Origin of the sequence: Kitasatospora acidiphila (genome assembly GCF_006636205.1) — a bacterium.
Lineage (GTDB): Bacteria > Actinomycetota > Actinomycetes > Streptomycetales > Streptomycetaceae > Kitasatospora > Kitasatospora acidiphila.
In genome coordinates, this window is the sequence record NZ_VIGB01000003.1 from 2,490,542 (window position 1) to 2,505,112 (window position 14,571).

Below are 14,571 nucleotides of genomic sequence, written 5' to 3' on the forward strand. Positions count from 1 at the left end.
ACGACCAACATGGACAACGGCTTCAAGTGCATCGATGTCAGCAACTCCGGTACGAACAACAGCAACAAGATCGACATCTGGGACTGCAACGGCACCGCCGCCCAGAGCATCGTCTTCGCGCATGGCACGGACGGTGTCGGCACCCTGGTCGTCCAGGGCAAGTGCCTGGACCTCGGTTCCAGCCCCACCTGGGGCACCCATGTCCAGCCGTGGGACTGCAACAACACCGTCAACCAGAAGTGGGTGCACTCCAGCGGCGCCCTGCGCAACCCCAACTCCGGGTTCTGCCTGGAGATCGCCGGCAGCGACATCAACAACGGCACGCCGCTGGACGTGTGGAGCTGCTCGGGTCTGCGCAACCAGCAGTGGTATGGGGACGCCCTGTAACGGCGAGGACCGGACCGAAGGACAAGGCCCCGCACCCAGCCGTGACCGGTCTTGCGCCCTGCCCGAGTGGCCGGGTCCGCCGCGCGACCACGCGGGCTCGCGCCACCACGCTTCCTGGCCCGTGCCACGCGCTCGCTTGTGCAGTCCGCGAGTCGGTCAGCCACCGTCGGAACGGCCCGTCCCTCTCTGGAGAGGCCCGCCATGCGCTGGACGCCGCCCAGGCCCACCACACGCTTGGCTCGGCCGGATCGAGGAGATCGCGGTGCTGCCCGCCGTCCCGCCGCCGCCCGGGCCCCGACAGCAATGCAGGACATCCCCGGCCGGGAGCACGTTCCCTGGCCACGGTCCTGGCAATCGACCAGCCGACCCACGGGCCAGGTCGACCGGGAACAGCAGGACCGCTGCGATCCTCAACGCGCCGGGCAAGATCCTGCGGAGCTACCCGACGGGGTCCCGACCCGGACGGGCGCCGGGTCGGGGCAAGCCGGCTCCTACTGGAGCTTCCACTGCTGGTTCCAGGCGTTGTTGCAGGTCCAGACGCCGAGGGCCTTGGCGTCCTCGTCGTAGGTCAGGCAGTCCTGGTCGGTGATCCGGATCTGGTACTGGCCGGCACCCTGGCTGACAAGCTGCCACTTCTGCTCGTCGACACCGGTCCACGACCTGGCGTCGGCGTCGTAGGTCTTGGTGTTCTCGGTCAGCGCGAGGCCGGACACCGCACTGGTGATCTCGTAGCGGCCGTCACCCACCGAGGTGAACTGCCAACCGGAGTTCTTGGCACCGCTGGTGCCGGCGAGGATCGAGGGGCCCGAGACGGAACCGGTGGCGATCGGGCCCTGGCCGGTCTTCACCTTGGGGTAGAGCAGACCGGCGAGGGTGCCACCGGTACCGCTGCCGCTGCCGCCCTGGTGCGCGGGGGTGCCGGGGGTGGCGGTGCCGCCGGTGCTGACGCCCGGGACCGTGCCGGGGTTGGCGGGGATGCCGGGGGTGACGGTGCCGCCGGTGCTGACGCCCGGGACCGTGCCGGGGTTGGCGGGGATGCCGGGGGTGACGGGCGTGCCGGTCGGCGGTGTGTCGCCCGAGCTGACGGCTGGGCTCGTGCTGTCGCGGGCGGGGAAGTGGATGATCCGCTGGCTGTCGTAGCAGGTGATGCGCAGGCAGGGCCTGGTGTTGGTCACGGTGCGGTCGGAGTCGCTGCCGACGAAGGCCCAGTTCCCGTAGCCGCCGTCGCCGTTGTTGGTGAATGTCGAGTCCCCCGAGAAGACCCAGATGCGAAAGTCGTCGTAGCCGGTCGGGCCGCCCTCCGAGTCGTGGTGCTGCAGCTTGACGGTGGTGTCGACCAGCACCCCGGTCATGTCCGCCTGGTAGTCGTTGTGGAACATGAGGGTGTCGTAGAGATCGGTTCCGTCGTACTTGAACACCATGACGTTGAACCCGGGTGCGGCAGCGCTCAGTTGGCCGGCCATGCCCTGGGTGAACGCGGCGTTGTCGGCCTGCGCGGTAAGGGCCGCGCTGCGGAAGCCTCCGATCATCTTGCCGATCGAGTTGATCAGGGCCGAGTCGCAGTTGCCGCCGCCCACACTGTCCTGTCCCGAGCAGTCGTACGCCGACGCCCGCTGCGGCGCGGCGATCAGGCCCGTCATAGCCAGGGCCGACAGGAGACCGCCCGCGACGGTACGTTGGGCGAGTCGGGTCGTCCGACGGGAGGAAGCGCGCATGCTGAAGTGCCCCGATCATTCGGCGTGGTGACGTTCGTCTGCGGAGGAGAGACGATTCTTCGGATGCTAGGGCCGCCCACAGCTCTCGCCCAGGGGCCTTGACGGCTCCCTGACGGAGTATCGGAGCGGCGTGGTGATGGGCGGGGTTCCGGGCGGTGGCCGGGTCGGGCTGGTGACGATCGCCAGAGAGTGGGGCCGGATCGGCTGTATCGGGTTCGGTGGCCCGCCGGCCCATATCGCGCTGCTGCGGAAGCTGTGTGTGGAGCGCCGCCAGTGGATTGCCGCCGCGGAGTTCGAGGACGGGGTCGCGGCGACGAGCCTGCTGCCGGGCCCGGCGTCGACCCAGCTGGCGATCTTCACGGCGTGGAGGCTGCGCGGTCTGGCGGGCGCGCTGGTGAGCGGGGTGTGGTTCATCGTGCCGGGGCTGGTGCTGATCCTGGCGCCGGCCGCGCTGTTCCTGGCCGGGCATCCGCCGCTGTGGGTGCGAGGCGCAGCGGCCGGTGCCGGGGCGGCGGTGGCGGTGCAGGCGGCCGTCTCGCTGGTGCCGGCGAGCTGGAAGCGGGCCGGGCAGGCGCGGGTGGCGCGGGGCCGTTGGCTCGGCTACGTGTTGGCGGGCGGAATCGGGGCCGCGCTTCTTGGGCCGTGGCTGGTCCTCGTGTTGGTGGGTGCCGGCCTCGTGGAGGTCGCGGTGCGGACCGGTGTCGGCGGACCCGGTAGGACCCGGTCCGCGTCGTGGCCACTGGCGGCCGCCGCCCCGGCGGCTGGCGCAGGCGGCCTGCTCGCGCTGGCGTGGGTGGCGTTCAAGGTCGGCGCCCTGTCGTACGGCGGTGGGTTCGTGATCATCCCGCTGATGCAGGCCGACGCCGTGCACCACTACCACTGGATGACGGACAGCCAGTTCCTCAACGCGGTGGCGCTGGGCCAGATCACGCCAGGACCGGTGGTGCAGACCGTCGCGGTGGTCGGCTACGCCGCCGCCGGAGTGTGGGGCTGCTGGCCGCCGCGGTGGCCTTCACCCCGTCCTTCCTATTCGTGATCTTCGGCGGGCCCCGGTTCGACCGGCTGCGGGCCGATCAGCGGGTGCAGGCGTTCATGACCGGCGCCGGGCCCGCCGTGATCGGGGCGATCGCCGGGTCCGCGATCCCCCTTGCGCTGGCCCTGCAGCACGCGTGGCAGTACGGCGTGCTGGCCGCGGCGGCCCTCTGGCTGCTGGCAGCCCGCCGCGGCGTGGTCAGCGCCTTGCTCGGCGCCGTCGCTGCCCTGGCTGGCTGGCCGATGACCTGACCCGGCGGACACCACCCGCTGGGGACGGGGGTCAGCCGCAGGCGCACCCGGCAGCGGCTGGGGCGCCCGCCTCCTCGCGGACGGCGTTGGCGTCCCACTTGGCCCGGTTCCAGCAGGTGGTGTGTGCCGTCCAGGCTCGCCTCCCCGGCCCACTCGGCGATGGTCCATCAGTTCTTGCGGGGCAGGTCCGACAGCACTCCGAGCACCAACCGCCGTATCCGGCGGCGGGGTTCGATCCGGGCGAACCGACCTGCGATCCGGTCCATCAAGCCCTCGAAGGCCTCCTGCCAGCAGGCCGGGTCTACGCTGTGGCCCGTGGCCAGCACGTGATCGTTCGTCTTCACAGGCTGATGATCAACGGTGGCCGCACCCACCTCCGCACCGGCCCGAACTACCACCCACGGATGTCTGACCAGCTGGTCGATCAAGCAGACAACCAAGCGAAAGGAAACCATTGAGCGACTACATCGTCGTGGCCGAGATCGGCCTGGCCAAGAACCGGTACGGCGCCGAGATCCGGACGTCCGATCCGATGCCTCTTGATCAGGCTCGGACCTTCGCCTTGGAGGCTGCGCGGAGCGGGCACCCCGACTTCGCTCCGGTCGCGAAGAACGCCCGGGTGCTCCGCATTGGCGAAGCGGACCAGTACTTGGTCGTCGAGGGCCACCGGCTGAGCCCCGACAGCCTTTCTCGGTTCACCGTTACGCAGGTCGTCGACAACGCCTGACTCCGACCCGGCCTGACGGTGGCCAGGCCAGTCATTACGGCCGACAAGCCGTCAATCGGGCATGTCGGGCTGCCATCGGCACGCTCGCGGAGCGGATACTCGGCCGCGCCGACCGTGCCGAGGCCGCCGCGCTACTGAACTGCGAGGTGACGCTCGGCAGGATCCGCAGCGGCCCCTGGGAGATCGTCCGCTCCACCCTGCCGCACCGTGTCGGCGCCGCACTGCGGGCCCGAATCGACCCGCTCCGGACACGCGCCGCGCATCCTCGACGCGGATCCGCACGGCAGTGGCCGCTCGCCCGAGTGGCCTCTCGCGCGGGTCGAGGGCCCGCCGCGGCTACTGGTCGACGACCGCTCCCGGAGCTGAGCTGCCGGCTGCCCACGGCACCTGGTGTGGGGAGAAGTTGGGCAGTGCCTTCGTCGGCTCGTAGCGGCGCTGCCAGACCGGGGTGGTCGAGCCGCTGGTGGCCGGGACGATGGCGGACCAGTCGGCGGGGCAGCGGCGGCCGTGCTTGAGTTCGCGCTCCTCGTGCCGCACGAACTGCTTGGTGGCGAAGTGGTGGTCGATGATGGACACCCCCGCCTGGTCGTAGGAGTGCAGCACGGCCGCGGTGAGTTCCAGCAGTGCGCGGTCACGCCAGAGCGTGCGGTCGCGGCTGGTGTCCAGACCCATGCCGCGGGCGACCTCGGGGAGCTTGTCGTAGCGGTTGGTGTCGGACAGGTTGCGGGCGCCGATCTCGGTGCACGTGTACCAGGCGCTGAACGGGGCCAGCGTGTAGCGCAGGCCACCAAGGTCCAGGACCTGGTTGGAGATCGTCGGGAACGCGTGCCAGCGCAGGCCGAGGTCCTCGAACCACGGGTATTCGGGGTGGCTGATCCGCACCTCGGGCACCGCGTCCGGTGGTAGCTCGAACCACTTCGGGTCACGCTCCGGCCACTGGACGACCAGTGGCAGCACGTCGTACTCGGTACCCTGCCCACGCCATCCCATCCGCAGCACGGCCTCGGTGAGCTCGACCGTCTCGGGGTCGCCCAGCACCGACCCGTCGTGCCGCCGATAGCCGGCATAGCGAATGAGCTGGCCGTTCCACACCCTGGGCCCTGGCCTACCGGGCTCGGCCGGGGTGAACGCGGTCAGCAGCAGGCGGACCTTCCCGCCGTTCCAGGCGAGCCGAAGATGCTCGACCAGCATCTCGAACAAAGCGCTCTCAGCGCCGCCGCCGGCATCGATCTCGCGGCAGTCCCGGACCTCCAGTCCCTTCCAGTAGAACTTGCCGATGCACTGCGGGTTGTTCCGCCAGGCGATCCGGGTGCCCGCCAGCAGCTCCTGCTCGCTCTGCCGGTAGGTGCCCGTGGCGGCAAGCTCCCGCGCGATCTCCCCGACCCGACGCTCCGCGGCCTCTGCCGACAGGAGTCCCTCGGCGCTGAGCTGTCGCACCAGGTCGGCGGCCTCTGCGACCACCGGACCGATGGACTGGACGGATGACACGGATGGTGCTGCGCACAGATGCGAGGTCTTCACGACGAGCCCCTTGTCAACGGCGAGAGGTAGGAACCCAGTTCACACACACGAAACATCTGACCGTGGTCGGACACTACGTCAGAAGAGGGACCGAACCGCAGGTTTCTGAGTCCGATTTGACGACACCCATGCACCCGCCACTGCCGCTCCGGCAGGTAAATGATCTGCCGGTCAACAGGCTTGGTCATCCGCCCGATTCCTGAACGGCTCGTCAGCGGTGGCGTCCGCGGCGTCGAGGAGAGCGGTGTCGAGACGGCCCTGGCAGACACCAGGGTGCTCGCCCAGGGCAGTTGGGCGGCTGGATGCTGCCGTCGGAGCCCTGGTCGACACCACGGGTCGCGGGCGGCCGCAGATCTGATCACGCCCCCACTGGCCGACGCAGAACACGTCCCGGCACCGGCGGCCGAGGCGACCGAACGATTGGTGCAGACAACACCGCGCTCAATGCGACTCCTTGGCCGCACTCACCAGAAGATCACGGTCACCGCTTCCACGCGGGTGGAGCTCGACGTGGACGAGACGGGTGCGGGTACGACCCGGCTGCGGCACGTCGAGGCCGCGACGGTGAGCGTGATCACCGTCCCGGAGAACCCGGCCCGCGCGACCTGGCGGCACACGCGACCGCGTCCGATCCGGATGTGGGGGCCTCCCGCCGGATCCGAGCTGACAGCCCGTTCGTTCACATCGCATGCTCCCTGACCAGGAGTATCGCCTTTTGAAACCCCATCAGCGCAAGGAAACCGCAAAGAACGGCTCATGGGCGTTCGGATTGCGTCATGTGCCGGCCCTGCCAACTCCCGACCGCCATACCATCGCGCTCGACCTGTGAAGATCATGTATGAGCGATGGTGGAGGTACCTCGTGGGTCATTGGATACGACTGTCCCGGCGCATGGCACGGATGTTGGCCGTGCTCGGTGTCTCGATGGCGCTCGCCGTCGGCCTTGCAAGCCCCGCGTCCGCCGCCGGCGCGAGCTACACCTGTGACGGCGACAACTACAACAACGCCGCCAACACCGGGTGTGGCGTCGCGCTGCTCCAGAGCATCATCGACCTCGTCCGAGGTGCACAGGTCGACCGGATCGACCGTGAGGCGTTCGTCAAGAACGTCCTCCAGTCCGCCGTCGACAACACCGGCGGCCGGTACAACGTGATGGTCTTCGACGAGAAGGACGTCCAGCCCTTCGGTGGAACCGAGAACCACCCCTACACCCAGAACCTGCAGGGCGTGCTCTACAGCCAGGACTTCGTCTACCGCAGCGCCTGGGACGGCGCCGACCACCACTTCCACGTCTGGGTCTTCGGCGGCGGCAGCAGCTTCGACAACAAGTGGGACGGCGGCTGGATCAACTGGGCCTTCTCCGGCAGCTGGAACCGACCGCAGGTCGACAAGATCTGCAACTCAGGCAGCAGGATGCCGTACACCTGCCACGTACCGGGGCCCGTCGTCAACTTCGGTAGCATGCCCGGCTGGAAGGTGTCCTCGGTCACGACCAATATGGACAACGGCTTCAAGTGCATCGATGACAGCAACTCCGACACGAACAACAGCAACAAGATCGACATCTGGGACTGCAACGGCACCGCCGCCCAGAACATCGTCTTCGCCCACGGCACCGACGGCGTCGGCACCCTGATCGTCCTGGGCAAGTGCCTGGACCTCGGTTCCAGTCCCACGTGGGGCACTCATGTCCAGCTGTGGGACTGCAACAACACCGTCAACCAGAAGTGGGTGTACTCCGACGGCACCCTGCGCAACCCCAGCTCCGGGTTCTGCCTCGACATAGCCGGAAGCAACATCAACAACGGCACGCCACTGGTCGCCTGGAGCTGCTCAGGCCTCCGCAACCAGCAGTGGTTCGGCGGGACGCTGTAGGGCCGCGAACACGAGACCGAACGATCGCGGGGACGGTGTCACCAGGTACCGTCCCCGCGATCTGCGCATTCCCCCCGGACCCACTGGAAAGGTGACGGTCAGCGGGCCACTTGTGCCGTGGGCGGTGGCGGCGACCCAAGACGAGGTCCTTCCACCAGCGGCAGGTAGAAGTGCGGGCCCTCGCCCCGCTGTCAGCGTTTGGGCCTGCCCGGAGCAGTGTCGGGCAGTCGACCGGCGGCGGCCGTCACCCGGTCCCGTTGGGACCTGGCGCGGCCACGACGGCTACATCAAGACTCACTGGTACGGCATCGAGGTCGGCCTGGACTCGTGGCTGACCAACAAGGTTGAGGGCGGTTTCTGGGTCGGCGCCGGTGTCGCCGGCCTGGCGGCCGCGCTCGGCGGCGGCCCGTACGCTGCGGCCGTTGCCGCCGCGCTCGGCATCATCGCCGGCGGGATCCAGGTCTGCCAGCACCGGGACGGATGGACCATCATCTACTGGCTGGGGAGCATCGGGGCGGGCGGCTTCGTCTGCAACCCCTTTGGGTAAGCACTTCCCCGGGCGAACTCAACGGATCGGACAAAGGTAGGCCCCATGAAACAGGTAGCCGCCGCAGTCGTCGTCGGGCTCCTGGCATTGGCGGCACTGGTCGCCCTCATCGCGGAGTGGGACTCCACCCGGAACGATGCCAGCATCCTCGGCGGAGCCGCTTTCACAGCTTCTCTGGTTTTCCTCGCGCTTGGTTGGACGAAGCGGAACAGGACTCGCTGAACCACCACGGAACGCCTGTGCTCCGGACCTGACGAACGGTCCGGAGCACAGGCGTCGCCACTCCCAGGGGCCGCGCTCACTGCGGCGACTCGATCCGGAGCGGTCGCCAGTGCGGCCTGGCGGCCTGTAGACCGACAGCAAGGTCACCGTCCTGGTCCGCGGCGACTTGTTGGAAGCCGGGATGTCCCAGTACCTCGGCGACGAGTACCACCGGCACGGGCGTAACGTGGCCGCCACCTCTGCGGAGGCGGCCGGCTCAGGGGGACGGAACAGGACATGGTGCAGAACAAGCGGTCCAAGGCACGGGCGGGGCAGTCGGCGAAGGAACGCGCGGCCACGCGCGAGCGGCAGCGCCTTCACCGGCGGGCCGGTGCGGCACTCGCCGCCGCGGAGGCGACGGCGAATGCCCGACCGCCGAAGCCCGACCGGCCGCGGCGCCGGCTCAGCAGAGCGCAGCCGGGCGGCCGACCAGACCCAGGGCCGAGGATTCTCACGCCTGATGACTTGTCAATAACACGTAAATTTCTGACCATTGCACATTGTTGACTGGCCTGCAGCGGCACCATGGAAGGTCGGTGTCCTGACGAACGGAGATTCCGGTGAGCAGTCTCAACAAGGGTCTGGAACGGGTCGAAGTGGACCTGATGTGGGATCCGAGTCCCGCAGGCTCGGTGCCCCACGACCTGGACCTCATCGCAGCGACGTACACCGAAGACGCCCCGTCTGGTGCTCCCGCCTACCTGGTGCATTTCGACAGCCGCTCTCCCGACGGCACAATCACACTCAGCAGGGACAGTCGTGACGGCAAGGGCCTCGGTGTCGACGAGCGCCTCATCCTGGAGCTCGACCGCCTGCGGCACCGCTACGTCCGGGTACTCGTGGGCGTCGCCATCCAGCAGCACAACGGCCGGCTGACCTTCGGAGACATTGCCCGCCCAGCTGTACGGATCCGCAACAGGCACGACGAACTCGCGGCGGTGGACTTCACCAACGTCGGCGAGGCGACGGCAGCGAGGGTCGCGGAATTCGTCCGCGACGACTCAGGGGCCTGGGGATTCCATGCCGGCGTCCACGGTTTCGATGCTGATCCGACGACCTTCGCGACGATCATGGGCAGTTAGAGAGCTGCCACCTTGGCCCAGCCATCGAGGCCGCTCCTGACGATCCGGTTCACGGGGCTCCACCGCTGCGGGCCGAGCACCGGCGAAGGCTGCCGCTCGGCCTGCAGGGTGCTGTCGTCCATCCGGCCCCGCACGCCGATCAGGTCCCTGTGCACCCGGGTCGCCGTCCGGGCTCCGCGCCGTATCAGGTGCTCGCCCTGCGGCGCGCCGTTCAACGCGACCACGATCCGCTCCTTGGTCTCCCAGGGCGCGCGGATCCCGTGCCGGGCCCGGTAGTCGGCGAGCTCCTCCTCCCCCGGTCCGTCAGCCACAGCAGCGCCAGCTCACGCAGCGCGCCGAGGTTGCTGGCCCGAAAGTAGTTGTCCAGCGCGACATCGATCTTGTCCGGACCGTAGACGTCCCCCTGGGCCATCCGTGCACACAGCGCCTGCGGGCTCAGGTCGACCGGCTCGATCCGGGCGGCGGAGCGGACCACCACGTCCGGGATCTGCTCCCGGCGGACGATCCCGGCGATCTGCTCGACCACGTCGTTGAGGCTCTCCAGGCGCTGGATGTTCAGGGTCGTCGCCACGTCGACACCGGCCCGCAGCAGCTCCCACACGTCCTGCCAGCGCTTGGCGTTGAGGCCACCCGCAGCACCATGGTCCCCCGCCAGCCCGCACGTCCGCGGGATTTCGCCGGTGACGCCCCGGTCACGCGTTCACCGGTTGCCGAGCGCGGCCTCCTCGCGGTCGAGGTCGTGCTGCAAGCTGCGGCGGGGTGTACTCCAACGGCGCCCTGCGCAACCCCAAACCGGGTTCTGCCTCGACATCACCGGAAGCAACATCAACAACGGCACGCCACTCGTCACCTGGAGCTGCTCGGGCCTCCGCAACCAGCGGTGGTTCGGCGGAACGCTGTAGCGCCGAGTACACGGGACCGAACGAACGCGGGGACGGCCCACACCCTCGGGCCGCCCGCGGAAGGACTGACGTGGCAGTCGGCCGCCGCGCGAACCGTCGGTCGCCACGGGGTCGACGGCAGGCGGCACGGAAGGGCGGCTACGGGGGTCGGCTGCCGCCCGCCCGAGGAATCGCCGTGGAAACCCAGCCAGTTGGGAGACACCGCTTGGGCAGGCAGGTCTCCCGTCGCATCAGTTGGCACCACGCGGCGCCCGCGAAGTTGCCGGGGATGTCAGTCGTCGAGTGCGATCGCGTTCGTACAGCCCCGACAGACGATCCGCTGCAACTGCCGGCCCTCCTGATTCGGCGCTCCACTGGCGGGCGCGCGCCAGTGCAGACCAGCGACAGCCCGCGGGTGAATCAGGCCGCGGGTCTGAAATTCTGTCGTTGATCTTGGCGCCTTCCTAACTACAGATTGTGAAACCTATCTGACACTGAGTTAGAGCCCCTTGGGTCGTCACGTTCGCATGGGGACAAGGGGGACGATGTCGGATTTCACTGTTGACGTGAACGCGCTTGCCCAGCTGCCGAAGGACCTGCAGGGCTGCGCCGACGAGCTCGACCACGGGCTGAAAGCCCTGCACGGCGCAAGCGCGGCCGGGCTCGGTTTCGACTTCCTGGACGGCTCGTGCAAGCACTTCCAGGGCAAGTGGGAGTACGGCCTGAAAAAGGTCCAGGAGTGCGTCAAGACGCTGCATGAAGGACTGGACCAGGTGCAGCAGAGCTACGCGCAGACCGAGCAGGGCCTGAGCAGCGCATTGGGGGCGAGCTCCTCGTGACCGAGCAGCGGAACTGGACCGGCCTGGGCTTCAACCCCGCGCCCGGCGACCAGGGCGTGGTGGGCGGGCTCAGCAGCAGCCTGCGGCAGGTGGCCGGCCACCTGATCTCGGTGCATGCCACGTTGACCCGGATCGCGAACGGGCAGGACGAGTGGACGGGGCAGGCGGCCAAGGCTTTCGGGAACCACCTCGGGAAGCTACCCGGCTACCTCCAGGACGCCTCCGACTCCATCACCGAGGCGTATCAGGAACTCGACAAGTGGTACCAGTCGCTGGCGGCGAGCCGCTCACCTTCGCCCAGCGCAACGCCGAACCCCTTGCCCAGGCACGCCCGCAGGCCGAGGTGGGCGTGCTCGGCCTGCCCTGCGGCCGGGCGCTGGTGACCACCGAGGACAGCACGGTGCCGGTGCCCGGCCGGACCTTCGGGATCGCCGAGGACAGCACAGCCACAGTGCGTCAGCTCCAAGCCCTGCTCGCCCACCCCGACGCCCGGCACCTGGTCGCAGCGGCCTTCAGCACCGAGGATCTCGAGTACTGGGAGCAGTGGCTGCCGATCGTCGCGGCGGCGCTGACCGGGCTCTCCTTCTACCCGCCGCCGCAGCAGACGGTCGGCGGCGGCGCGAGCGACAGGATCCGGGAGGCGTTCGGGTGAGCACACAGACGGCGACCGAAACCCGCACCGTACCGCACCGGGCGCTGCGCAGCGGATGGCAGACGGCGCTCTACACCGGCGGGGCGGCGCTGCTCACACTCGGCGGCCTGTTCGGGCTGATCCTCGGCGAGGTGTACCTGAACGCCTGGGCGCTGACCGGTCTGGCGCTCTGCTACGCGCTGATGACCGCCGTCGTCTTCCTCTTCGTGGCCGGCATCGACGTCGGCTGCCAGGCAACGGTCGCGGTGTGCGTGCTGGCCGGCCTCGCCTGGCTCCCCGGCGCCTCATCCGCCGTCCAACTCCCACTCGTCCTGCACGGCCACACCACCAACGCCCTGGTCGTCTCCGTCGAACACACCATCATCGACCGCGACCAGCGCTGGTACGTCACCCTGGGCCAGCCCGACGGCGCCCCGGTCCCGGGCCCGCGCCTACTCGACCGCGACAACCGGCTGCACCCGGGCGACTCCGTCCGCGTCGTCTTCGACCCGGACGGCGTGGTCGGCCCCCTCCGCCCCGGCGACGTCCACCCCGCCAGGGACGCCAGCTGGTCGATCGGCTTCGCCGCACTGCTACTGGGCGCGGTGGGGTGGGCCGGCTGGTACGGGCACCGCAAACGGCCACAGATCGGGTGACCCTGGTAGCCCTGCGGCGGCCCTGAACCGCGCACCGCTTCTCCTGCGCGCCCGATCTCGGGCCTCAACACCTCAAGATCTGCACAAGGAGCGGCGTGTGCGTGTGCTGCGTCAGGCTCGGCTTTGTCATAACCTTCCGGCTCGGGTGAATCGCTACTGGACGGTGCGTCGGATGGAAGATGTGATCGACGCCGGTCGGGCGGAGGTCTAACCTCCAGCTGTGCCGATACCCGACAACACTGCGCCGCTCCCCGCGCTGGGCGGGAGCTCCGCCACTCTTGTGCGGCTGGCGCGGTGGCGCACCCGTTCCCGTGCCTGTGCCGTGATCGATTTGGCCGCCGAAGCTGGCGGCGCCGCTCTGCTGTTCCTCGCTGCGGTCGACAGCCTGGTCTCCTGGCCCTCGAACCGGGTGATGCTCTCCCATGACGACCTGTCAGGCATCGCGGGCGCGAGCCTCATCCCGCTCTGGTTCTGGCTCGCCGCGGCTGCCGCTGTACTGGGGGCGGTTCGGTGGGGCACTCCAACGTGAACTCGTGCCACAGCGGGGCCTTGCACGCAGGGTGGCAGCCGGCCGGGCCGCCCCGGCCGACTCCGCCCCGAACGGACCCGGCCCGCGACACTAGTTGACGCCATGGGCAGCCGTCGTGCTCACGGCGGGCTGCGGCACACAGTCGCTCGGGTAGGCTCGATGCCCGGTGTGCCGGGAAGCCTGGTCGGCAGTGGACGCCGTCCTGCCTACTGGAGCTTCCCGTGCCCGTTCCACCTTTCCCATCGATGCCGACGTTGCGTCAGAAGCAGCTGCTTGCCGGGGCCTCCTGGCGCCGTGAGCGGCTGCGCACCAACCTCTGGCTGGTCCCGACCGCCGAAGCGCTGCTGTTCGCCCTGCTCTTCGCGGCCACCGTCACCCTGGACCGCCTGGCGTACGACGGCCGAATCTCCTACGCCGACTGGGTGTTGAGCGGCACGGCCGACGGCGCCCGCCAGATCCTCACCACCATAGCCGCGGCTCTCATCACCGTGGTCGGGCTGGTCTTCTCGATCACCATCGTGGCGCTGACGCTGGCATCCACCCAGCTCGGCCCGCGGATGCTGCGCACCTTCATCCGCGACCGGGGCACCCAGCTGACCCTGGGCACCTTCGTGGCCAGTTTCTGCTACACCGTGCTGGTCCTGGGCGCGATAAGCCCCGGCCCGCACGGCGACTTCGTCCCGCACCTGTCGATCACCTTCACGCTCGGCCTCACCCTGGTCGACCTCGGAGTGCTGATCTACTTCATCCACCACATCGCCACCATGATCCAGCTGCCGCAGGTCATCGCGGTCATCGCCGACGACCTGGCCCGCGCCATCGAGGCGCAGAGCGGCGCCGACCGGCAGCCGCCGGTCGGCATCGACTGCGGCCCGAACGCGGACGAGCTGCTACGCCTGGTGGACGAGTCGGGGACGGTGATACCGACGCCGGAGACCGGCTACCTGCAGTTCCTCAAGCACGACGAACTGGTCCGCCTCGCCGCAGCCGCCGGCGCCGTGCTCCACCTGCCCTACCGTCCCGGACACTTCCTGGTGCAGGGCCAGCCCCTGGCCGTGGTCTGGCCCCCTGCGGCCGCACCGCAACTGGCCGCACAGCTGACCCGCGTACAGGTGACAGGCCCGTACCGGACACTGACCCAGGACGTCTCCTTCGGCTTCGACCAGCTGGTGGAGATCGCCATCCGCGCCCTGTCCCCAGCCGTCAACGACACGTTCACAGCGCTGACCTGCATCGACTGCCTCAGCCACTGCCTGTGCCGGATCACCCACAGCTGGCACCCGCAGCGCGTCCACCGCGACCGCGCCGGCCGGATCCGCGTCCTGGCCTACCAGGCCGACTACGACCGCCTGGTCCAGCGCGCCTTCGAGAAGATCCGCCAGAGCTCGGCGGGCATGCCGGCCGTGATGATCCGCCAACTGGACGCGCTGTGCCGCGTGATGGAGCAGACCGCGATCCCGCGCCGCCGCGAGGTGCTGTTGGAGCAGGGCGCAATGATCCGGGCCTGCTGCGAAGCCTCCGTCGCAGAGCCGGCCGACCGCGCGGACGTGCTGCGGCGCTGTGAGGCGCTGCTCGCACTCCACCAGGTATCGGATCCGCAGGCCGCGACCGCGGCAGCAGGGACGTACGGCTAGCT

General features: G+C 69.4%; 12 protein-coding genes and 3 pseudogenes. 11 read left to right on the top strand and 4 right to left on the bottom strand.

The window, feature by feature from the left end:
- The first annotated feature begins 9 nt into the window (after positions 1–9).
- On the top strand, positions 10–387 hold the full coding sequence (locus E6W39_RS11945) for a ricin-type beta-trefoil lectin domain protein (protein ID WP_228718653.1): 378 nt from the start codon (positions 10–12) through the stop codon (positions 385–387).
- Positions 388–878: 491 nt separating this feature from the next.
- Here the strand turns inward: E6W39_RS11945 and E6W39_RS11950 are convergent, their stop codons facing one another.
- On the bottom strand, positions 879–2,027 hold the full coding sequence (locus E6W39_RS11950; protein WP_181799225.1) for an RICIN domain-containing protein: 1,149 nt from the start codon (positions 2,025–2,027) through the stop codon (positions 879–881).
- A gap of 211 nt (positions 2,028–2,238) precedes the next feature.
- Between E6W39_RS11950 and chrA the strand changes: the two are divergent.
- Positions 2,239–3,386, top strand: a pseudogene (gene chrA / locus E6W39_RS11955) (chromate efflux transporter).
- 70 nt (positions 3,387–3,456) lie between these two features.
- On the opposite strand, the pseudogene E6W39_RS11960 reads toward chrA, so the two are convergent.
- Positions 3,457–3,652 (bottom strand): annotated as a pseudogene (locus tag E6W39_RS11960) (IS701 family transposase); the annotation flags it as partial.
- Positions 3,653–3,840: 188 nt separating this feature from the next.
- Here E6W39_RS11960 and E6W39_RS11965 point away from each other — a divergent pair.
- Entirely contained in the window at positions 3,841–4,113 is a 273-nt protein-coding gene (locus E6W39_RS11965; protein WP_141633534.1) for a hypothetical protein, read from the top strand.
- A 336-nt stretch (positions 4,114–4,449) separates the two neighbouring features.
- Here the strand turns inward: E6W39_RS11965 and E6W39_RS11970 are convergent, their stop codons facing one another.
- Positions 4,450–5,634, bottom strand: a complete 1,185-nt coding sequence (locus tag E6W39_RS11970) for a nitric oxide synthase oxygenase (RefSeq protein WP_141633535.1) — start codon at positions 5,632–5,634, stop codon at positions 4,450–4,452.
- Positions 5,635–6,525: 891 nt separating this feature from the next.
- Between E6W39_RS11970 and E6W39_RS11975 the strand changes: the two genes are divergently transcribed.
- From E6W39_RS11975 to E6W39_RS11985, 3 genes are all read left to right on the top strand, one after another.
- Entirely contained in the window at positions 6,526–7,509 is a 984-nt protein-coding gene (locus E6W39_RS11975) for an RICIN domain-containing protein (RefSeq protein WP_181799226.1), read from the top strand.
- Positions 7,510–7,633: 124 nt separating this feature from the next.
- On the top strand, positions 7,634–8,056 hold the full coding sequence (locus E6W39_RS11980; RefSeq protein ID WP_141633537.1) for a hypothetical protein: 423 nt from the start codon (positions 7,634–7,636) through the stop codon (positions 8,054–8,056).
- A gap of 821 nt (positions 8,057–8,877) precedes the next feature.
- The gene (locus E6W39_RS11985) at positions 8,878–9,399 is read left to right on the top strand and encodes a TerD family protein (RefSeq protein ID WP_141633538.1); all 522 of its coding nucleotides are present in this window, start codon (positions 8,878–8,880) and stop codon (positions 9,397–9,399) included.
- A 155-nt stretch (positions 9,400–9,554) separates the two neighbouring features.
- Here the strand turns inward: E6W39_RS11985 and E6W39_RS11990 are convergent.
- Positions 9,555–10,030 (bottom strand): annotated as a pseudogene (locus E6W39_RS11990) (histidine kinase); the annotation flags it as partial.
- A gap of 816 nt (positions 10,031–10,846) precedes the next feature.
- Here E6W39_RS11990 and E6W39_RS11995 point away from each other — a divergent pair.
- From E6W39_RS11995 to E6W39_RS12015, 5 genes are all read left to right on the top strand, one after another.
- Entirely contained in the window at positions 10,847–11,119 is a 273-nt protein-coding gene (locus tag E6W39_RS11995; RefSeq protein WP_141633539.1) for a hypothetical protein, read from the top strand.
- Complete coding sequence (locus E6W39_RS43480; protein ID WP_323809008.1) at positions 11,116–11,502, top strand: putative T7SS-secreted protein; 387 nt, start codon at positions 11,116–11,118, stop codon at positions 11,500–11,502. Before E6W39_RS11995 ends, E6W39_RS43480 begins: the two co-directional genes overlap by 4 nt.
- Before the next feature lie 265 nt (positions 11,503–11,767).
- The gene (locus E6W39_RS12005; protein WP_141633541.1) at positions 11,768–12,406 is read left to right on the top strand and encodes a hypothetical protein; all 639 of its coding nucleotides are present in this window, start codon (positions 11,768–11,770) and stop codon (positions 12,404–12,406) included.
- 331 nt (positions 12,407–12,737) lie between these two features.
- Complete coding sequence (locus tag E6W39_RS12010; RefSeq protein ID WP_141633542.1) at positions 12,738–12,935, top strand: hypothetical protein; 198 nt, start codon at positions 12,738–12,740, stop codon at positions 12,933–12,935.
- 245 nt (positions 12,936–13,180) lie between these two features.
- A complete protein-coding gene (locus tag E6W39_RS12015; protein WP_141633543.1) occupies positions 13,181–14,569 on the top strand; it encodes a DUF2254 domain-containing protein in 1,389 nt (462 codons plus the stop codon).
- The last annotated feature ends 2 nt before the right edge of the window (positions 14,570–14,571 follow it).